A 19,300-nucleotide genomic window follows, 5' to 3' on the forward strand; every position below is an offset into this window, starting at 1 on the left:
GAGACATGGTGGAGTCCATCGACGACCACGTGGTGCGGTGCCTCACCGGGTGGTCGCAGGGCCGCCCCCTGCCGGAGGCGCCGGCGTCCGGCCCCGATCCCGATCCCGGGTTGCTGCTGCGCTATCTGGACGCGCAGCTGCAGAGCCGGCACCTCGACTTCGCGCTGCGGTGGCTGCAGTCGCGCGGCGAGGGGTTTTACACGATCGGTTCCAGCGGTCACGAGAGCAACGCGGCGGTCGCGCTGGCGTTGCGCCCGACCGATCCGGCGCTGCTGCACTACCGGTCCGGTGCCTTCTACGCCGCGCGTGCGGGGCAGGTGCCGGGCTCGACCCCGATCGCGGACGTGCTGCATTCGGGGGCGGCGTCCACGCGGGATCCCATCTCCGGCGGGCGGCACAAGGTGTTCGGCCACCGTGGGCTGAGCATCGTGCCGCAGACGTCGACGATCTCCTCGCATCTGCCGAGGGCCGTCGGCCTGGCGTTCGCGCTGGGGCGGGGGCTCGGGAGCGGTGAGGTTCCCGCCGACTCGGTGGTGGTGTGCAGCTTCGGCGACGCCTCGGCCAACCACTCCACGGCCGTCGGCGCGCTGAACGCCGCCGGCTACTGCGCGCATCAGGGGCTGCCGCTTCCGCTGCTGCTGGTGTGTGAGGACAACGGGATCGGCATCAGCACCCGTTCGCCGCGCGGCTGGGTCGGGCGGGCTCTGTCGATGCTGCCCGGTGTGGAGTACGTGCCGGTGGACGGCACCGAGCCGGCGCACCTGCTGGCCGCCGCGGCCGAGACGGCGGGGCGGGTGCGGGAGCGGCGGCGCCCGGCGGTGCTGCATCTGCGCACCGTCCGTTTCATGGGGCACGCGGGGTCGGATGCGGAGCTGGCCTACCGCACCCGCGGTGAGATCGTCGGCGACTACGCCGCCGATCCGATTCTGGCCGCGGCGGCGCTGCTGGCCCGCCGCGGCGTTTTGAGCCCGGCCGGGACGCTTGCCCGCTATGAGGAGATGCGTGAGCGGGTGATGGGTGAGGCGCGGGCGCTGAGCGGCCGGGTCGAGCGCCTGGACAGCCCGCAGGCCGTCGTGGCTCCGCTGACGGCGCGCCGCCGCCGGGAGGTGAGTGCCGCGGCCGGTCGCGCGGGGGCCGGCCGGGAGGCGGCGTTCGGGGGCCGCCTGCCTGAGGGGCGGCCGCCGCTGACGCTCGCCCAGTCGATCAACGCGGCCCTGCACGACGCGATGCTGGCTTGGCCGCGGGCGCTGGTGTTCGGGGAGGACGTGGCGCGCAAGGGCGGTGTCTACGGTGTCACGCGGGGGCTTCGGAAGGCCTTCGGCTCGGCGCGGGTGTTCGACACGCTGCTCGACGAGCAGACGGTCCTCGGGACGGCTCTGGGCGCCGCGCTGACCGGTGCCCTGCCGATCCCGGAGATCCAGTATCTGGCCTATCTGCACAATGCCGAGGACCAGTTGCGGGGCGAGGCCGCGTCGCTGCGGTTCTTCTCGGGTGGCCGGTACGAGAACGGGATGGTGGTGCGGATCGCCGGGCTGGCCTATCAGAAGGGGTTCGGCGGGCACTTCCACAACGACAACTCGGTGGCGGTTCTGCGTGACATCCCGGGGCTGGCGGTGGCGGTGGCCTCTCATCCGGAGTCCGCGCCGGGTCTGTTGCGGCAGTGCCTGGCTCTGGCCGAGCAGGAGGGGCGGGTGTGTGTGTTCCTGGAGCCGATCGCGCTCTACCATCGGCGTGACCTGCATGCCGAGGGCGACGGCGGCTGGCTGGCGCCTTATGCGGCGCCCGGTGACTGGGCCGGCGGGGAGGTGCCGCTGGGGCGGGTCCGCACGGTCGGTGAGGGCGCGGATCTGGTGATGGTGACGTTCGGCAACGGTGTGCCGATGAGCCTGCGTGTGGCCGGGGTGCTGGCCGGGGAGGGCGTGGGGGTGCGGGTGGTCGATCTTCAGTGGTTGTCGCCGCTGCCGGCCGAGGAGATGCTCAAGGCGGTCTGGGGGGTTCCGCGGCTGCTGGTGGTCGACGAGAGCCGCGCGGGTGGCGGGGTGTCGGAGGCGGTGGTGGCCGCGCTGGTCGACGGTGGTTTCCCGGGTGCGGTCGGCCGGGTGAACAGTGTCGACAGTTTTGTGCCGCTGGGGCCGGCGGCCGATCAGGTGCTGCTGGGTGAGGGGGACGTGCTCGCGGGTGCGCGCAGGCTTCTCGGGCCGGCGTGAGGCGCGCTTGAGACGCGCCGGCGGGCGCCGCCCTTGCGGGGTGGCGCCCGCCGTTGTTTGCGTGCCCGGTGTGTCAGTAGCCGAGGCCGGGTTCGCGCATCGTGCCGTTCGGCGCCTGCCCGGCCAGGTAGCGGTCGAAGTTGGCGCTGAAGTCGTCGCAGAGCCGCTGCAGGTTGCCCGAGGCCCTGAACGAGGTGTGGGGGGTGACGAGGGTGCGCGGCAGTGCCCAGAGCCGGCTGGCGGCGGGCAGCGGCTCCTCCTCGAAGACGTCGAGTACGGCGCCGCCGATCGTGCCGCGGGTGACCGCGTCGACGAAGTCGTCCTCGTCGACGAGGGCGCCGCGGCCCACGTTGATCAGCACCGCGGTGTCCTTCATCGCGGTGAAGTGCTCGGCGCGGATCAGGTGGTGGTTCTCCGGGGTGAGCGGCATCGCCAGCACCACCCAGTCGGCCTCGGGGAGGACGTCCAGGCAGCGTCCGGCGGGCACGACCCGGTCGAAGCCCTCGGCGGGCCGGCCGCTGCGGCTGACGCCGGCGGTCGCGGCGCCGAGGGCCTTGGCGCGCCAGGCGATCTCCCGGCCGATCGATCCGGTGCCGAAGACGAGCATCGTGCTGCCGATGAAGTCGGTGGCGACCAGCCGTACCCATTCGCGGCGTTCCTGTGCCGCGCGCAGTTCGGGGAAGGCGCGGGAGTACATGAGGGCGGCGCCGACGACGTATTCGCCGATCGGCACGCAGTAGGAGTGCGAGGAGCGGGTGAGTGTGAGGCCTTCGGCGAGCCGCTGCGGGAGTACGTCGCCGCCGAACCAGTCGAAGCCGGCGGTGGTGACCTGCATCCAGCGCAGCCCGCCGGCTTTGCGCAGGATGCCGTTGAGCAGTTCCTGTCCCATCGAGCTGCAGAACAGCACCTCGGCGTCGGTGTACTCCTCCCGCAGCGGCCCCTCGTCGGGGACCGGCGTGAAGCGGCTGGCCGGGAACCGCTGGGTGAGCTGGGGAAGCATCCCGGCCAGGTTCTCGCTGATCAGTACGTGCGGCCCGGCGGGGGCGGCGGTCATGCGGTCCCTTCGCGCTGCTGCATGCGCTTGGTGTAGGTGACTCCGCCCTTGGCCCACAGGTCGTGTGAGACCTCGAACAGGATGACCTGGGTGCTTTCGCGGGGTGAGCCGTACTTGACCATGACGTCGGTGAGTTCGGCGATGATGGCCTCGCGGGTGGCCTGGTCGCGGGGGGAGAGTTCGACGCGGATGTTGGCCATGGTTTCAGTCCTCCTGGTGTGCCGGCGGGGCGGCGAGGTCGGGGTTGCGGGAGTATTCGGCTTTGACGGCGAGGTAGGCGAAGGAGTGGGAGACGCGGGTCCGCAGGACCGCGTCGAAGACCTCGCGGGCGGTGGCGGTGTCGCCGTTGTAGTAGTGCCAGTTGCCCAGGCCGTAGCCTTCGGTGGCGGTGCGCAGGTCGTCGCCGTCGAGTGTCTTGCGGAACTGCCCGGGGGTGATGTCGCCGGTGTAGAGGCGCATGCGGTTCTCGTAGCCGACGTAGTGGTCCTCGGTGACGACGTCGATGGCGCGGAAGCGGTCCAGCACCTCTTTGGCGGCGTCGGTGCGGCCGAGGCGGCGCAGCGCCATGTACTGCCAGTCCAGGGCGGCGACGGTGCCCTCCTGGTGGCGGGCGGAGCGTTCGGCGCCGCGGAAGGCGGGCAGGCAGGCCTCGAAGTCGCCGAGGAGGTAGTAGGCGACGCCGAGGTGGTACCAGACGGAGGTGTGCAGGGTGGTCATGTAGCGGCCGAGTGCCTGCGGGTCGCGGGCGGCGTCGGTGTCGGTGAGGTGTTGCGGGCGGACGTCCTGGGGCCGGCCGAGGATGAGGCTGACGACGTCTTTCTCGACCTCGGGCTGGTACATCTCGTATTCGTCTTCGACCTGGTCGAGTTGTGCGGCGGCGGTGCGCAGGTCGTCGATCGCGCCGGTGTAGTCGCCGGTCGATATGCGGCGGTGGCCGCGGAAGCGGAGCAGGCGGGCGCTGCCCGGGTCGTGCCGCAGTGCCTCGGTGAGGAGTTCGACGGCTTGGCCGTGCTTGCCGAGGTAGCCCTTGAGGCGGGCGGCGATGATGTAGCGATCGGTGAGGGGCGGTGAGGCCATGGTTGCCTTTCGGTGGTCGGGGCCGGTGGGGAAGGGAGGGTGCCTGAAGGGCGGGGCGGCGGTGGCGCGCTCTTGCCGGGTGGCGGCACCCTCTCCTTCGCTCAGCGGTCGAGCCAGAGGTGGCGGTAGAAGCGGTAGGTCGGGGTGGGGTCGCCCTGGTAGCCCATGACGTCCTTTTTGACGACGTCGAAGTCGGCGTTGAGGAACGTCATCGCGACCGGTCCGCGTTCGGCGAGGATGGTCTCCGCCTGCTGGTACAGTTCGGCGCGCTTGGCCTTGTCGGTCTCCGAGCGGGCCTTCACGATCAGCTGCTCGTAGTCGGGGTCGCTCCAGTTGCCGTAGTTGAGGCCGCCGCCTTTGAGGAAGCTGGCGGAGAACCGCTCGTCGGGGTCGTAGGTCAGGCCGAAGCCGGACTGGTACATGTCGAAGTCGCCGGATTTGGTCTTGCTGTCGGCGATGGTGGCCTCGACCGATTCGATGGTGACCTTGATGCCGATTTTGGCGAGTTGCTGTTGTTCGACCTCGGCGGAGCGGACTTGGAAGGCGGAGGTCGCGATGACCATCAGTTTGGCGTCGAAGCCATCCGGGTGGCCGGCTTCGGCCAGGAGTGCCTTGGCCTTTTCGATGTCGGGTTTGCCGTACATCGGTTTGGTGACCGCGCCGTAGCGGTCCGGGGGCAGGTAGCCGGCGTTGAGCGGGGTGCCGAAGCCGGAGTTGGCGACGTTGAGGATCTCCTGGCGGTCCAGCGCGAGGTAGATGGCCTGGCGGACCTTGACGTTGTCGTAGGGGGCCTTGGAGGTGTTGAGGCGCAGGTGCAGTGACAGGGAGCCGGAGCCCCCGTACCACTTGAGCGCCTGGTCCTTCTTGAGCGCGTCGATGAACTCGGGGGCCGGCCGCCACAGGAAGTCGATGGTTCCGCTGCGGATGGCGGCGGCGCGGGCGTTGTCGTCGGGGTTGAAGGTGAAGTCGAGCCCGTCGAGGTAGGGGACGCCCTTCTCCCAGTATTTGTCGTGCTTGTCGAGTTTGATGGCCTGGCCGGTGACGCGTGACGCCAGTTTGAACGGTCCGCTGCCGCCGTCGGCCTTGCCGTTGAGCCCGTCCTTGGCCTCGGCGACCGTGCGGTCGACGATGGAGGAGGCGGCGGTGGACAGCAGGGTGAGGATGGCGGCGTTGGTCTGGGAGAGCGTGATGACGACGGTCCGGTCGTCTTTGGCCTCCACCGAGGAGATGGACTCGTAGCTGCGTGCCCTGGGTGCCCGCGTCTTGGGGTCCTTGATGCGTTCCAGGGAGTACTTCACGTCCTTGGCGGTCACCTTGCGGCCGCTGTGGAAGTAGGCGTTGTCGCGCAGCTTGAAGGTCAGCGTGGTGCCGTCGGCGCTCTGCTCCCAGGATTCGGCGAGCCCCGGTTTGATCTCGCCCCGGTAGGACTGGACCAGGGAGTCGTAGAGCTGCTCGTTGATGACGAAGGCCGAGGTCTCCGACATGCGGTGCGGGTCGAGTTCGACGGCGTCGAGCCTGATCATGAGGCTGAGGCGGCCGCCGGATTTGGGGGTGCCGGCCGGCTGGGTCTCGTCCTGGAGGCGGACGTTGCCGGTGAGGCCGTCGTTGGCGGGGGTGCCGGCGGCGGGGGCGGCCGAGGGCGGTGCGCCGCCCGTGCCGCAGGCGGCGAGGAGGGTCAGGGCGGCTGCGGCCGCCAGCGTGTGGCAGAGAACGCGTGCTCTCATGGGATGCCTCCGTGGGGGGTGGGGTAAGGCGTCACGGCGCGGGTTTCCATGTCTCCCCGAAGACCCGCATCCAGTTGCCCCCGAGGATCTTGAGGACCTCCTTCTGTGTGAAACCTCCGTCGAGGAGGGCGGTGGTGAAGTTGGGGAATTGCGAGGAGTCGTCCATTCCCACCGCTCGGCGCTGCTCCCAGGGCCAGTCGCCGAGGAGGTTTTTGAGCTCCTTGGTCTTCATCTGCTCGGCGCGCATCGCCTCGGTGAGGGTCTCGTCGTAGTCGGTCGCGATGGCGACGTGGTCGACTCCGGCGATGTCCACGATGCGGGAGACGTGTTCGACGAAGCGGGCGAGGTCGGGGCGGCGCCGCGGTTCGCCGGGGTGGTAGAGGAACGCCGACAGGGTGGTGACGCCGATGACGCCGCGCTGTTCGCCGAGGCGGCGCAGGAAGTCGTCTGATTTGGCGCGGATGTGCGGGGAGAGCGCGTCGCAGAAGGAGTGGGTGACCACGACGGGTTTGTCGGAGGCGTCCATCGCGTCGAGCCCGGTTTGCTGGCCGCAGTGGGAGACGTCGACGAGGATGCCCAGGTCGTTCATGGCGCGGACGAATCTGCGGCCCTGGTGGGTGAGCCCGGAGTCGGTCTTCTCGCCGCAGCCGGCGCCCAGCAGGTTCTGCCGCTGGTAGGTGAGTTGCAGGATGCGCACGCCGAGGTCGTGGAACGTGCCAAGGAGGTCGAGGTCGACGCCGATCATCTCGGTGTCCTGGGGGCCGAGGATGACGGCCTCCTTGCCTTCGGCCTTGGCTTTGCGGATGTCGGCGACGCTCAGGGCGAGCGTGGCGGCGCCGGCGTGCTCGTCGAGGAAGCGGCGGCACTCGTTGATCTCGCGCAGGGCGGTGACCGTGTCGGCGTAGGGCCTGGTCACGGTGTGGTTGACGGCGGTGACGCCGCCGCGGCGGATCCGGTCGAGGTGGTCTTCGCCGAGTTCGATGACGGTGCTGCCGTCGATCACTGTGGCGGCGGCGTGCAGTTCGTTCGGCGTGAGGGGGGCGCCTTCTGCCGGGGTATCGGTCAACGTCGCCTCCAGGTGCGTGCGTTGGGGTCAGGCAGGTTGGGGCGACTCTACGAGAACTGTGCAATCGTGTCTATATATCCCCATGAACTCGTCGATTAACCGGACTGGAATGACGAATTTCGTAAGAAATGCTGCCTGTGGGGGTCCGGCTCCCTGCTGCTGCCCGGGTCGATCCGGCGGCTCGCGCCGTGTCGTGGCGCCGCGGTCGCGCACTGCCGGCGCTCAGGGAGCCCGGGGCGCCCGAGGGGGTGCCCGGGGTGTCGGCGCCGGGCCTGCCGCCGGGGGGATTGGGGGCGGCTCCGCTTCGCCATGTTTCCGGGGGTGCCGATTGTGTGCACGCCGCCCGGGATCCGGACGGTACGGCGGCGCCGGGCGGATCGCCGTGGTGACCGTGTCGGCGGCGGGTGGGGAACGCGCCCGCCGGCCGGCGCTCCCCCTCTCGGCAGACCGCCCGATAATGACCATTATGTCAAGTAGCGTTGAATCGGCTTGCCTCTGAACCTTCACCGCGGATGCGTGCGGCAGCACGGGCTCCCGGTGGACGTGTGCGCCTTGACGAAGGCGTCCGGGTTCGCTCCCGGGCCCGGCGGAGTTCGGACAAGCATGCGTACGGCCGGGTCCGGCGGTGCCGTACCCGGCCTGTGTGAGCCGACCTCGCCGTCATGTCACATGTGAGGGCATCGCCGTACGCCGAGCCGCCGGTCGGTGGTGGCCGGGCGGGCGGCCGTCGCCGGTGCCGCCGATTGGGGCGTGTGTCCTGACGCCTCTCCCCCGCTGTCCGTTCTCCGGCATTTGGGTGGGCTGTGTGCTTGGGGGTGGATCCGCGTCCGGCGGCGTATGCTTTGCCGTACTTCATCGGCGCGTCCAGCCGCCGGCGGTGCGGGAGCGGGGGCGGCACCTTTATATATGCGTATATATGCGCGGGAGGAAAGGCGTCAGGGTTTGCGGCCCACTCCCCCGGCCTGGCCGATGACGGGGAGGTCGGCGGTGGGGTCGTCGGGGTGCCAGTGGGGAACGGAGACGATCCCGGGGGCGAGGAGGTCGAGTCCGTCGAAGTAGGCGGTGATCTGGGCGAGGCTGCGCAGGATGTAGGGGACGGCGCCGGACGCGTTGTAGATCTTCTGGGCTCGCCGGTAGGCCTCGGGCGGGGCCTGGCCGCCGGTGGTCGCGAGGTCGTGGACGCCGTCGTTGAGTGACAGGTGGCTTCCCGGGGGCAGGCCGTCCATGAGGTGGGCGACGACGGCGCGGGCCCGGTCGTGGTCGGCGATGTGGCCGGTGACGCCGCTGAGGATGAGGGCGACCGGGCGGGTGAGGTCGAGTGCCGCGGCGGCGTGGCGCAGGATGGTGCCGGGGTCGTGCAGGTCGGCGCCGATGTAGTGGGTGGCGCCGCGGGGGTCGCTGGTGAGCAGGACGCGGGCGTGCAGGAGCACGACGGGGTCGTTGTCGACGTAGGCGATGTGCGACTCGGGGGCGATGCTCTGGGCGATCTCGTGGGTGTTGCGGGCGGCGGGCAGGCCGGTGCCGACGTCGAGGAACTGCCGGATGCCGGCGTCGCGGGCGAGGTGGCGGACGGTGCGGGTGAGGAATGCGCGGGAGTGGCGGGCGATGCCGACGATGCCGGGGTATTCGGCGGCGTAGGCGTCGCCGGCCTGGCGGTCGACGCGGTAGTTGTCCTTGCCGCCGAGCCAGTAGTTCCAGATGCGCGCCGAGTGGGGCACGGTGGTGTCGATGGGGGGTCCGCTGTGGGGGCGGGTGGTCGAGGTGCGTGCCACGTGGGGATCTCTCCTGTGGTGGGAGTGCGTTCTTGGACAACCTAGTCTTTTTTGTGGGGTTCATGCCGGGGTGGGTGTGTGGCCCGGCGTTTTTGCGTGGCAGGGGTGGTCGGCGGGTGCGCAGGATATGTGTTGTGGGGTGTTTTGCGCTCGGGATCGCGTGGTGGCCTCGGCCAAGGGTGCCTGTGTGACCTGGGGCGGTCGCACCGAGAAGGTCTGGCGCAACCGGTTCGACAGCAACTGCGACTGATCCCGGGCGTTATTCCCCTTTCTCCTCCTGGCCGTGCCTGTGGGTGCGGCCGGGCGGTGTTTTTTTTCCGGGTGTGTGCAGGAGGTTGTCGCCGATGTCGGAGCGTTTTCATGTGGTCACCGGAGGGCCGGGGGCCGGGAAGTCCACGTTGCTCGAACGGCTGGCCGGTGCCGGGTTCGCGGTGCAGCCGGAGGCGGGTCGGGCGGTGATCCGCGATCAGGTGGCGATCGGGGGGCGCGGTGTGCCGTGGCGGGACCGTGAGCTGTTCGCGGAGTTGATGCTGGGGTTCGATCTGCGCAATCACCGGGAGGCGGCGGCCTGCGGCGGGCCGGTGCTGTTCGACCGGGGTGTGCTGGACGTGGTGGGTTATCTGCGGCTTGAGGGGTGTGCGGTGCCGGCGCATGTGGACGCCGCGGCGCGCGGGTTCCGGTACAACCGGCGGGTGTTCGCGGCGCCGCCGTGGCGGGAGATCTACGAGCGGGACCGGGAGCGGCGGCAGGATTTCGCTGAGGCGGAGCGCACGTACGACGCGTGCGTTGGGGCTTATCGCGACTACGGCTACGAGGTGGTGGAGCTGCCGCGGGCCGCGGTGGGTGAGCGGGCGCGGCTGGTGGCGGCCGCGGTGGGGGCCGGGTAGGGGGTGGCGGGCCCGCCGGGCTGTGCCGTACGGCGCGGCCCGGCGGGCCGCTTGTTTTGCGGGTGGCGCCGGCGGGGCCGGCCTCGTGAACCGCGACGCCGAACGCGAACACCCCGCGACACACATCCTCCGCACCCGCCGGCCACCCCTGCCACGTGGGCGGGGGTTACGTTGGAGTTGAGGGTTTTATAGTGGTGCGCGCAGTTGGGAGGTGGTATGCGGGGAAAAGTTTAGATGGATGGTTCAATGAGATACTTGAAGGCCGTGGCCGGTGGGTGTCTCCCCGGCTCTGAGGGTTGGCGGGCGCCCTGCTGGTGGGCGGCCCCCTTTTTTTGTCGGTGGCCTCGGGCACGATGGGTGGCTCGGGGAAAGCAATGGCGAAGGGGTCAGTGGTTCCTGTGGTCTCAGGCGGTCGACTTGTTCACGAGGGCGGCAAGCGGGGCGGTTCGGATCACGCCGCCGCCGACGGCCATGACCTCATCCAGGTGCGGGGCGCGCGGGAGAACAACCTGACGGGTGTGTCCCTCGACATCCGCAAGAGGCGGCTCACCATCTTCACGGGGGTGTCGGGGTCGGGGAAGTCGTCGCTGGTGTTCGACACGATCGCGGCCGAGTCGCGGCGGCTGATCAACGAGACCTACACGGCGTTCGTCCAGGGGTTCATGCCGGCGCAGTCGCGCCCGGAGGTCGACTCGCTGCGCAATCTCAGCACGGCCATCATCGTCGACCAGGAGCGGATGGGGGCCAACGCCCGCTCCACGGTGGGCACGGCGACCGACGCGCACACGATGCTGCGGGTGCTGTTCAGCCGGCTGGGCAGTCCGCATGTGGGGTCGGCGGGGGCGTTCAGCTTCAACCTGGCCGAGGGCATGTGCCCCGAGTGCGAGGGGCTGGGGAAGACGTCGCAGATCGACGTCGACGAGCTCGTCGACCGGGAGTTGTCGCTCAACGAGGGCGCGGTGACGGTGCCGGGGTTCGCCGTCGGCACGTGGTATTGGCAGATCATGGTGGCGTCGGGGTTCTTCGACCCGGATGTGAAGCTGAAGGACTTCACCGCCGAGCAGTGGGAGGACTTCCTGCACAAGCCCTCGGTGAAGGTCAAGGTCGGGACCGGCAACATGACCTATGAGGGGCTGGTCGTCAAGGTCCGGCGGCAATACCTCAGCAAGGATCGCGAGTCGATGCAGCCGGGGGCGCGGGCGTTCGCCGACCGCGCGGTCAAGCTCGCCCCGTGCGCGGCGTGCGGGGGCACGCGGCTCAACGAGGCGGCGCGCTCGTCGCTGATCGACGGGCGCAGCATCGCCGACTGCTCGGCGATGCAGATCAGTGATCTGGCGAAGTTCGTCCGCGGGGTGCAGAGCGAAGCGGTCGGGCCGATGCTGGAGTCGCTGCGCGAGACGCTGGACGCGATGGTGGACATCGGGCTGGGTTATCTGAGCCTGGACCGCGAGTCGTCGACGCTGTCGGGCGGGGAGTCGCAGCGGGTCAAGATGGTGCGGCATCTGACGTCGGGGCTGACCGACGTCACCTATGTGTTCGACGAGCCGACGGCGGGCCTGCACCCGCACGACATCCAGCGGATGAACTCGTTGCTGCTGCAGTTGCGCGACAAGGGCAACACGGTGCTGGTGGTGGAGCACAAGCCGGAGACGATCGAGATCGCCGACCACGTGGTCGACCTCGGCCCCGGGGCGGGGGCGGCGGGCGGCCGGATCTGCTTCGAGGGCGATCTGGCGGGGCTGCGGGCGTCGGAGACGCTGACGGGCCGCTATCTGGACCACCGGGTGGGGCTGCGCGAGTCGGTGCGCCGCCCGGCGGGTCATCTGCGGGTGCGGGGGGCGTCGCTGCACAACCTGCGCGGTGTCGACGTCGACATCCCGCTGGGGGTGCTGACGGTGGTGACGGGCGTGGCGGGTTCCGGGAAGAGTTCGCTCATCCACGGTTACGTCGCGGGCCTCGACGGGGTGGTGGTGGCCGACCAGTCGCCGATCCGCGGGTCGCGGCGCAGCAACCCGGCGACCTACACCGGGGTGCTCGACCCGATCCGCACGGCCTTCGCCAAGGCCAACGGGGTGAAGCCGGGGTTGTTCAGCGCCAACTCGGAGGGTGCGTGCCCCAAGTGCAAGGGCATCGGGCTGATCTACACCGATCTGGTGATGATGGCCGGGGTGGCGTCGGTGTGCGAGGAGTGCGAGGGCAAGCGGTTCACGGCCGAGGTGCTGTCGTACAAGCTGCGCGGCAAGGACATCAGCGAGGTGCTGGCGATGCCGGTGGCCGAGGCGCTCGGCTTCATCACCTCGGGGCAGGCGCGGGTGATCCTGGACCGGCTGGCGGCGGTGGGCCTGGGTTATGTGAGCCTGGGGCAGCCGCTGACGACGCTGTCGGGCGGTGAGCGCCAGCGGTTGAAGCTGGCGATCAACATGGCCAAGACCGGCACGACCTATGTGCTGGACGAGCCGACGACGGGGTTGCACCTGGCGGATGTGGACAAGTTGCTGGAGCTGCTGGACCGCCTGGTCGACGGCGGCAACACGGTGATCGTGATCGAGCACCATCAGGCGGTGATGGCGCATGCGGACTGGATCGTGGACATGGGTCCGGGTGCCGGTCACGACGGCGGGCGGGTGGTGTTCTCGGGCACGCCGGCGGAGCTGGTGGAGGACGGGTCCTCGCTGACGGCTCAGCATCTGCGCAGATACATCGGCCGGGACTAGCCTGCTGCCGCGCCGTCCCGGGTGGTGTTCGGGGGCCTCCCCGCCGTTTGACGGCCCGGGGGGGGTGTCCTCCGCCGTTGGCCGGTGTCGCGGGCGGCACCTTCCGAGTGCCGCAGGCGGCACCTGGGACGGCCGTGTGCCGGTCGTCCGGCGGCCCTCGGGCGCACCCGGTGTGGTCTGGGGGCCTGCGGCGGGTTCGTCGCTGCCGCTGCCCGTGTGCGGAACGGAAAGTCGGGGGCCGGTGGGTCAGCGCCAGCCTGTGGGGACGGCGGGGGCGGCTTTGCCGTACACGTCGGGGTGTTCGGTGACGATGGCCCAGTCGTAGAGGGGGTCGGGCTGGCTGCGGCGCTGGAGGGCGGACCACAGGGTGTGGCCGACCGAGAGGTCTTCGATGCCGGAGAGCTGGCACAGGGTGCCGATGTCGCGGGCGGTGGTGAGGCTGACCTCGTCGGCGGGTTCGGGTGTGGTGACGACGGCGGTGAGGCCGATGAGGCGGTTGCGGGCACGGCCGGGGAGGGCTTCGCGGTAGGCCTGGGTGACGACGAGGGAGGGGATGACGATGGGGCGTTCGTGTTCGAGGGCGGTGCCCAGCATGACCGCGGTGTAGACGTCGCCGGCGAGGTGGAGGCGCACGGTGCTGGCGTCGAGGACGAGTCCGCGGCCGAGCACGCTCACGCGGACTCGGGGAGCTGCAGGAAGGCGCGGATGCGGGCGACGGCGGCTTCGTCCTCCGCGGTGCCGCCGATCTCGGGGGCGCCGCCGAGGCTGGCGTGGTAGGCGCGGACTTTCAGGTCGCGTTCGACGCGGGCGCGGACGGCTTCCAGGATGTAGGCGGACATGTTGCCGCCGGCGAGTTCGCGGACTTGGGTTTCGAGGTCGGCGGGCATCGCCACGCTGATCCGGTTCATACGATCATCATACTCATTGCATACCGTTGTGGTCAGGGGGTTGTGAGGGCCGGGACGGGCTTTGCGGGCGGAGCCGGGGTCCGGAGGGCGGCGCACGCTGCGACGACGCCGGGGTGTCGCGGGCGCGAGTGCGGCGGGCATGAGTGCGGCGGGCATGTCCGTGGACCACGAGACGCTGAAGCGTTTCGACGAGAACTACGGCACGCGCACGTTCCTCGGGCACGACGGGGAGTCGCGGTATGCGTGGGACGGTGACGAGGGGTGGAACGCGTTTTTTATTCAGGCGGTGCGGCCGGTGGTGTACAACGCGTTGCGGAGTCAGATCGGGTCGTTGCGGTGTTCGGAGCTGGTGTCGTCGTGTTCGCTGGTGCAGCCGGACGGCAAGGGGGGCAAGCCGGGGCAGGTGGACAGCAACGCGGTGATCGTGCGGGCGCAGAACGGCAGGGCGGCGGTGCGCCCCGCGGTGGCCGGCAGGTCGGTGCCGTGGATCTCTTCGGGCCGCTCCCCCGCCGCCCAGTCGGCTTCCGTCAGGTGCCGGGGGTTTCGGTTTCGCGGAGGCGGCGGCGGAGGTGGGCACGTTCGGGTTCGGTGCCGGCGACTTCGAGGGCCTCGCGGTAGGCCGCGGCGGCCTCGGGGAGGCGGCCGAGGCGCTGGAGCAATTCGGCGCGGGCGGCCTGGTAGGGGTGGTGGCCGCGCAGGCGGGGTTCGCCGGCGAGGGCGTCCAGCAGGGCCAGGCCGGCTTCGGGGCCGTCGCGCATGGCGACGGCGGCGGCGCGGTTGAGTGCGGCGATCGGTGAGGGGGCCAGGGAGAGCAGGACGTCGTAGAGGGCGATGATCTGCGGCCAGTCGGTGCTCGCGAAGTCGGCGGCCTCGTCGTGGAGGGCGGCGATGGCGGCCTGCACTCCGTAGGGGCCGGGCGGGCCGCCGGTGAGGGCGGTGACGACCAGGGCGGCGCCCTCCTCGATCATGTCGCGGTCCCACAGGCCGCGGTCCTGGTCCTCCAGCAGGACGAGGTCGCCGCCTGGGCCGGTGCGGGCGTGGCGGCGGGCGTGGACCAGCAGCATGAGGGCGAGCAGCCCGGCGACCTCGCGTTCTGCGGGCAGCAGGCGGCGCAGGATCCGCGCCAGCCGCAGGGCCTCCTCGGCGAGGTCGAGCCGTTGCAGCTGGGGGCCGGAGCTGGCGGCGTAGCCCTCGGTGAACACGGAGTAGACGACCTGGAGCACGCCGGACAGGCGTGCGGGCAGTTCGTCGGGGCCGGGGACGCGGAAGGGGATGCGGGCTTCGCGGATCTTCTTTTTGGCGCGGACGATGCGCTGGGCCATGGTCGCGGGCGGCACGAGGAAGGCGCGGGCGACCTCGGGGGTGGTGAGGCCGGCCAGGCAGCGCAGGGTGAGCGCGATGCGGTCCTCGGCGGGCAGGGCCGGGTGGGCGCAGGTGAAGAACATCTGCAGCCGGTCGTCGGGCAGCCCCCCGCCGGTGTCGGCGGGCGCGGCGGGTCCCGCGCGGTCGGCGTCCACCTGGAGGATGGCAAGGCGGGCGGCGTAGGCGCTGTCGCGCCGCAGCCGATCCACGGCTTTTCGCCGCGCGGTCGTGAGCAGCCACGCCCCCGGCCGCGCCGGCACCCCGTCGACGGGCCATCGGGTGAGCGCGGCCTCCAGGGCTTCGGAGGTGACCTCCTCGGCGAGGTCGAGGTCGCCGAACCGGCGCACGAGCGAGGCGAGCAGCAGCCCGCGCTCCTCCCGGAACACGGCTTCCACCGATGCGGCGGTGTGCGGGTGCATCGCTGTCCTCCTTGCGGGTCGGTGTTCGTGTAGGGCGTCGCCCGGTGTACCTGTGGGGGCGGGGCCGCCTGGCTCAGTGTGCCGTGCCGTTCCGGGGTGCTCGCCCGGCACCGGAGGTGCTGTACGGCGTCGCCGGGCGAGGCCGGCCACGTCGGCGCAGTGCCGGAGGCGACCCCGGCTGCCGTCGTACACCTCTGGGCCGTCTGCGGGGAGGAGACTGGCCGGTCGCCCGCGCGTCGTACTCGGAACCAAGCCCGCCGCCCGCCTGCGGGGAGGAGACAGACCGGCCCAGTGGCCGACTCCCCTCCGCGGGCCGGGTGAGGAGGTGTACGGCCTGGTGGCCGACTCCCCTTCCGCGGGCCGGGTGCGGCCGGGACTCCCCCGTCCCCTCGATCGCATCCCCGGCCGAGGCGGCGCCCTTCCCGTCCGGGGAAGGGCGGCGCCGCCGGTCGGCCGTGCGGCCGTGGTTCGCCTCAGTTCTCGAAGTCGGCGAGTGGGCGGACCACGACGCGGCCGCCGCCGCGGGCGCCGGGGCAGCGGGCGGCCCAGTCGATGGCCGCGTCCAGGTCTGGGACGTCGAGGATGTAGTAGCCGCCGAGGACTTCGCGGGTCTCGGCGTAGGGGCCGTCGGTGGCGACGACGCGTTCCCCGTTGCCGGCGAGGTGGACGCTGGTGGCGGTGGTCAGGTCGGCCAGGGCGTGGCCGGTGACGTAGATTCCGGCGTCGTTGACCTCCTTGTCGTAGGCGATCCACTCCTCCATGGAGGGCTCGTCGCAGCCGTTGTCGGTGGTGGCGTTGATCAGAAGCATGTACTTCACGGTTTTTCTCCTATATATGCAGGTAGAGAGCGTTCATTCTTGTATATGCGGTGCGCCCTACATGATGACGACGAACGGCCTCCCGCCCCATCGACACGCCTTCCAAGATTTTTCCGGGAATTTTCGCGGCAGGGGATTCGCCGTGCGCGCCGCACCCGGAGTTCCCCCTACCCGTGGGGGCCCGGCGAGCACGACCTCGGCGCCGCCCGCGAGGAGCGCCGAGTTCCCCCTACCCGCGGAAGCGCTGCCCGGCGAGGCCGCAGCCCCCGGCCAGGGGGACGGCCTAGCCGGGATAGACCGCCTGCAGGAGGTCGAGGGTGAAGCGGTCGAGGTCGTCCAGGCCGGCGGCGGCCAGGGTGGCGGGGGTGGCGGCCAGCAGGTGCGGGATCGCGGCGTGCAGGGCCAGGGTGACGACGGCGGCGCGCTCGGGCGTGACGGGGAGGCCGGCGGCGCGCTGGGCCTGTTCGAACGCGGTGAAGTCGCCCGCGGCGATCGGGTCGAGGATGGCCGACAACCAGGGCCTGCGTGCCGCCTCGGCCTGGAGCTCCTGGTAGGCGAGCAGGCGGGGCCGCCCGGGGCCGGTGACGTCGCGCAGCAGTGCGGCCAGGGCGGCGGCGAGCGCCGCGCGGTCTTCGGGGATGCGGGTGGCGCCGTGGGCGGCGGTGGCGCGGTAGAGCTCCTGGCAGCGCTCTGCGGCGGCGCGCAGGAGGGCGTCGCGGGTGGGGAAGTAGTTCTTGGCTGTGCCGTACGGCACGGCGGCGGCGTCGTCGACGGCCCGGTGGGTGAGGCCGCGCCCGCCCGCCTCGGCGAGGATCTCGATGGCCGCGTCGCGCAGCCGGTCCCGTCGCTCCGGGTTCATCGTGTGCCGCTCCTCCCCTGTGTTCGCCGCCGGATTGCCTACACTACCCCAACCGTGGTACCACAGATGTGGTGGTCGATTTCGGGGAGGAAACCATGAAAGGGAAGGCGGTCGTCGTCGGAGCGGGTGTGGGCGGGCTGGCCGCGGCGGCCGGGCTGCGGCGGGCCGGGTGGAGCGTGACGGTGCTGGAGCGCCGCGCCGAGCTGGAGAGATACGGCACGGCGTTCGGTCTGCACCCCACCGCCCAGAGCGCGCTGGAGCGGCTCGGGGTGTCGGTCGCGGCCAGGGCGGTGCCCTACCGCCGTGCTCAGGTCCGCACCCCGCGGGGGCGGGTGCTGGCCGGGCTGCCGCTGGAGCGGATCGAGCGGAGGGCTGGGCGGCCCGAGCTGCTGATCGCCCGGCCCTATCTGATCGACGCCCTGGTGGAGAGGCTCGACGGGGTGCCGATCGTCTTCGGGGAGAACGCGGGCGATGTGCGAGGGCTGCTGGAGGGCCACGATCTGGTGGTGGGGGCCGACGGCATCGGCAGCGCCGTGCGGGAGGCGTGCTTCGGCGGGCGCAGCCGGCCCCGGCGGGTGGGGACGGCGGCGTGGATCGGCGTCGCCGAGTTCGAGACCGGGGTGTACGGCGAGACCTGGGGTGACGGCCGCTTCTTCGGGATGACGCCGATGGAGCCCGGCAGGACCAACTGGTATGCGGCTGTGCCGTACGGCACGGAGGCCGGCGAGCTGCGCGGGTGCTTCGAGGGGTGGCACGATCCCGTGCCGCGGGTGCTGGCCGAGACCGACCCGGCGACGTGGATCCGCTACGACATCCGGCACCTGTTCCCGGCGCTCGGCTCGTTTGTGAGCGGCGGGCGGGTCGCGCTGGTCGGGGATGCGGCGCACGCCATGACGCCGAACCTGGGGCAGGGGGCGTGCACGGCGATCCTGGACGCCGAGGCCCTGGCCAGGGCGGTGTCCGGTGCGGGGGCGGGCGGGCTGCGGGCGGCGCTGCGCGCCTACGACGCCGAGCGGCGGCGCAGCGCCCAGCGGGTCGCGTTCGGCTCGCGCACCCTGCACCGGCTGGTGACCACACGGCATCCCCGGGTGCGCGACGGGCTGGTCCGCGCGGTGGGCGCGTTGCCGGGTGCGCGGGGTTAGGTGTGCCGGCCCCGGACGTCGGTGGCGGAGGACGGGGGGCTCGAAGCGGAGCGTGCGTCCGGTCATAAGGGGGGCGGCCGGCCTCGCGGTCGCGGGCCGTCTGCCGTACGGCGCGAGCCCTGTGGGCGTGGCCCGTGTCTCGGGTGGCCGGTCCAGGGGGCCGGTGTCCTGGTCTCGCCTGGCCGGGGCGGGGCGGGCCCGGCGTCTTCACCTGGGTGGGATCTCACCCGCCGCCGGATGGCGGGGTGAGGCTCGGTGCGGTCCGGCCAGGTCAGGTGGGGCGGACCGCAGCCGAGCCCGTCAGGGAGGAGGCGGGGGCGCCTGGTGGAACGGGTTGCCGTAGACGGCGACCGTCATGCTGCCGGACCGGCGCAGATACTCGGGGCGGTCGGTCCGCAACTGGACCTGGACCTTGAGCCTGCCGCCGCCGGCCACCACGTCGGGACGCAAGATGGCGAAGGGGTAACCCCCATCCTTTGGAGGAGGGTTGCAGTCGAAGCTGTCGGGCAGCTTGCGTCCGTTCACCCAGACATCCGTGCGTGAGCGGTGGGCGATGCCGCCGGAGCAGGCGATGACCAGGCCGGCCACCTTCTTGGTGTAGGGCACGTCGAGGGTGATTTCGCGTGCCTGCGGCCAGGTGATGCTCTGTTTGGCGAGGATCTTCCCCTCCGGCCCACTGAGGAGGCTGCGCGGCACCTTGGGGGGTGGGGGCGCGGGTGCGGCGACCGCCGGCGGTGTCCACTCGTAGACGTCGACGGTCACCAGCAGCGAGGGCTTCTTCTTCGAGACCGGGCGGTGGGCGGTGTACGCCTCGACGTTGATCGTCGCCGTGCGGGCCGTGGCCGGAAGCGGCTGGACGTCCACAGGCGTGCTGTGCTCACAGCCGCTGTATCCCGCCCGCTCGCCGGCCACCGTGAACGGGGTCGCGACGCCGGGCACGCTCACGGTGACTGTCGGCTGCAACGCGCTGCCGTAGTTGACGCACGGCATCCGGACCGCCAGAGGCTTGCCGCTGAGCGGCACCTCGATGGACGCCGACAGCTGGGTCGGGGGGTTGACCCTGATGCGGCCCAGCCAGTGGTAGACGGTGCCGTCGGGTTCGGTGAAGCGCTCCTTTCCGGGGGCGGGGGATCTGGTCGCCGCGGCGTGGACGTCCCGCGGCGGCTCCTCCGGTAGGGCGAGGCCCGGCAGGACCAGCGCCGCCGCAACCGCGGCGGCCCCCGCGGCGGTGAGGGCGCTCCAGACGGCGGCGCGCCGCCGGCGGCGGGCGCCGCGCGCGCGGCGGCGGATC

At 71.5% G+C, this 19,300-nt stretch carries 16 protein-coding genes; 4 read left to right on the forward strand and 12 right to left on the reverse strand.

Annotated features, from left to right (window positions below):
* Window positions 1-5 precede the first annotated feature (5 nt).
* The gene (locus Ssi02_RS20755; protein WP_204027841.1) at window positions 6-2,207 is read left to right on the forward strand and encodes a thiamine pyrophosphate-dependent enzyme; all 2,202 of its coding nucleotides are present in this window, start codon (window positions 6-8) and stop codon (window positions 2,205-2,207) included.
* Between the two features lie 73 nt (window positions 2,208-2,280).
* On the opposite strand, the gene Ssi02_RS20760 is transcribed toward Ssi02_RS20755, so the two are convergent.
* From Ssi02_RS20760 to Ssi02_RS20785, 6 genes are all read right to left on the reverse strand, one after another.
* The gene (locus Ssi02_RS20760; RefSeq protein ID WP_204027843.1) at window positions 2,281-3,261 is read right to left on the reverse strand and encodes a D-2-hydroxyacid dehydrogenase; all 981 of its coding nucleotides are present in this window, start codon (window positions 3,259-3,261) and stop codon (window positions 2,281-2,283) included.
* On the reverse strand, window positions 3,258-3,461 hold the full coding sequence (locus tag Ssi02_RS20765; protein ID WP_204027845.1) for a tautomerase family protein: 204 nt from the start codon (window positions 3,459-3,461) through the stop codon (window positions 3,258-3,260). The genes Ssi02_RS20760 and Ssi02_RS20765 overlap by 4 nt, the downstream gene beginning before the upstream one ends.
* A gap of 4 nt (window positions 3,462-3,465) precedes the next feature.
* Window positions 3,466-4,338 carry a tetratricopeptide repeat protein gene (locus Ssi02_RS20770; protein WP_204027847.1) on the reverse strand — a complete coding sequence of 291 codons (873 nt, stop codon included), beginning with the start codon at window positions 4,336-4,338 and terminating at the stop codon, window positions 3,466-3,468.
* A 101-nt stretch (window positions 4,339-4,439) separates the two neighbouring features.
* A complete protein-coding gene (locus Ssi02_RS20775; protein ID WP_204027857.1) occupies window positions 4,440-6,062 on the reverse strand; it encodes an ABC transporter substrate-binding protein in 1,623 nt (540 codons plus the stop codon).
* A gap of 31 nt (window positions 6,063-6,093) precedes the next feature.
* On the reverse strand, window positions 6,094-7,128 hold the full coding sequence (locus Ssi02_RS20780) for a dipeptidase (protein ID WP_204027867.1): 1,035 nt from the start codon (window positions 7,126-7,128) through the stop codon (window positions 6,094-6,096).
* Between the two features lie 935 nt (window positions 7,129-8,063).
* The gene (locus Ssi02_RS20785; RefSeq protein WP_204027884.1) at window positions 8,064-8,900 is read right to left on the reverse strand and encodes an SAM-dependent methyltransferase; all 837 of its coding nucleotides are present in this window, start codon (window positions 8,898-8,900) and stop codon (window positions 8,064-8,066) included.
* A 344-nt stretch (window positions 8,901-9,244) separates the two neighbouring features.
* Between Ssi02_RS20785 and Ssi02_RS20790 the strand changes: the two genes are divergently transcribed.
* Both Ssi02_RS20790 and Ssi02_RS20795 read left to right on the forward strand, forming a co-directional pair.
* On the forward strand, window positions 9,245-9,787 hold the full coding sequence (locus Ssi02_RS20790) for an AAA family ATPase (protein ID WP_204027885.1): 543 nt from the start codon (window positions 9,245-9,247) through the stop codon (window positions 9,785-9,787).
* A gap of 398 nt (window positions 9,788-10,185) precedes the next feature.
* A complete protein-coding gene (locus tag Ssi02_RS20795; protein ID WP_373870179.1) occupies window positions 10,186-12,501 on the forward strand; it encodes an ATP-binding cassette domain-containing protein in 2,316 nt (771 codons plus the stop codon).
* 246 nt (window positions 12,502-12,747) lie between these two features.
* Here Ssi02_RS20795 and Ssi02_RS20800 read toward each other — a convergent pair whose 3' ends face one another.
* The 5 genes from Ssi02_RS20800 to Ssi02_RS20820 form a co-directional block, all read right to left on the reverse strand.
* The gene (locus Ssi02_RS20800) at window positions 12,748-13,176 is read right to left on the reverse strand and encodes a hypothetical protein (protein WP_204027888.1); all 429 of its coding nucleotides are present in this window, start codon (window positions 13,174-13,176) and stop codon (window positions 12,748-12,750) included.
* Window positions 13,173-13,409, reverse strand: a complete 237-nt coding sequence (locus Ssi02_RS20805; RefSeq protein ID WP_204027890.1) for a hypothetical protein — start codon at window positions 13,407-13,409, stop codon at window positions 13,173-13,175. Before Ssi02_RS20805 ends, Ssi02_RS20800 begins: the two co-directional genes overlap by 4 nt.
* 527 nt (window positions 13,410-13,936) lie before the next feature.
* The gene (locus Ssi02_RS20810; protein ID WP_204027892.1) at window positions 13,937-15,190 is read right to left on the reverse strand and encodes an RNA polymerase sigma factor; all 1,254 of its coding nucleotides are present in this window, start codon (window positions 15,188-15,190) and stop codon (window positions 13,937-13,939) included.
* Window positions 15,191-15,663: 473 nt separating this feature from the next.
* Window positions 15,664-15,999, reverse strand: a complete 336-nt coding sequence (locus tag Ssi02_RS20815; RefSeq protein WP_239129227.1) for a YciI family protein — start codon at window positions 15,997-15,999, stop codon at window positions 15,664-15,666.
* A 292-nt stretch (window positions 16,000-16,291) separates the two neighbouring features.
* On the reverse strand, window positions 16,292-16,867 hold the full coding sequence (locus tag Ssi02_RS20820; RefSeq protein WP_204027895.1) for a TetR/AcrR family transcriptional regulator: 576 nt from the start codon (window positions 16,865-16,867) through the stop codon (window positions 16,292-16,294).
* Window positions 16,868-16,938: 71 nt separating this feature from the next.
* On the opposite strand from Ssi02_RS20820, the gene Ssi02_RS20825 reads away from it, so the two are divergent.
* The gene (locus Ssi02_RS20825) at window positions 16,939-18,009 is read left to right on the forward strand and encodes an FAD-dependent oxidoreductase (RefSeq protein ID WP_373870183.1); all 1,071 of its coding nucleotides are present in this window, start codon (window positions 16,939-16,941) and stop codon (window positions 18,007-18,009) included.
* Window positions 18,010-18,309: 300 nt separating this feature from the next.
* Here Ssi02_RS20825 and Ssi02_RS20830 read toward each other — a convergent pair.
* The coding region (locus tag Ssi02_RS20830; protein ID WP_204027899.1) for a hypothetical protein at window positions 18,310-19,300 on the reverse strand (991 nt) is incomplete at its 5' end.

The organism is Sinosporangium siamense, from assembly GCF_016863435.1.
GTDB lineage: Bacteria > Actinomycetota > Actinomycetes > Streptosporangiales > Streptosporangiaceae > Sinosporangium > Sinosporangium siamense.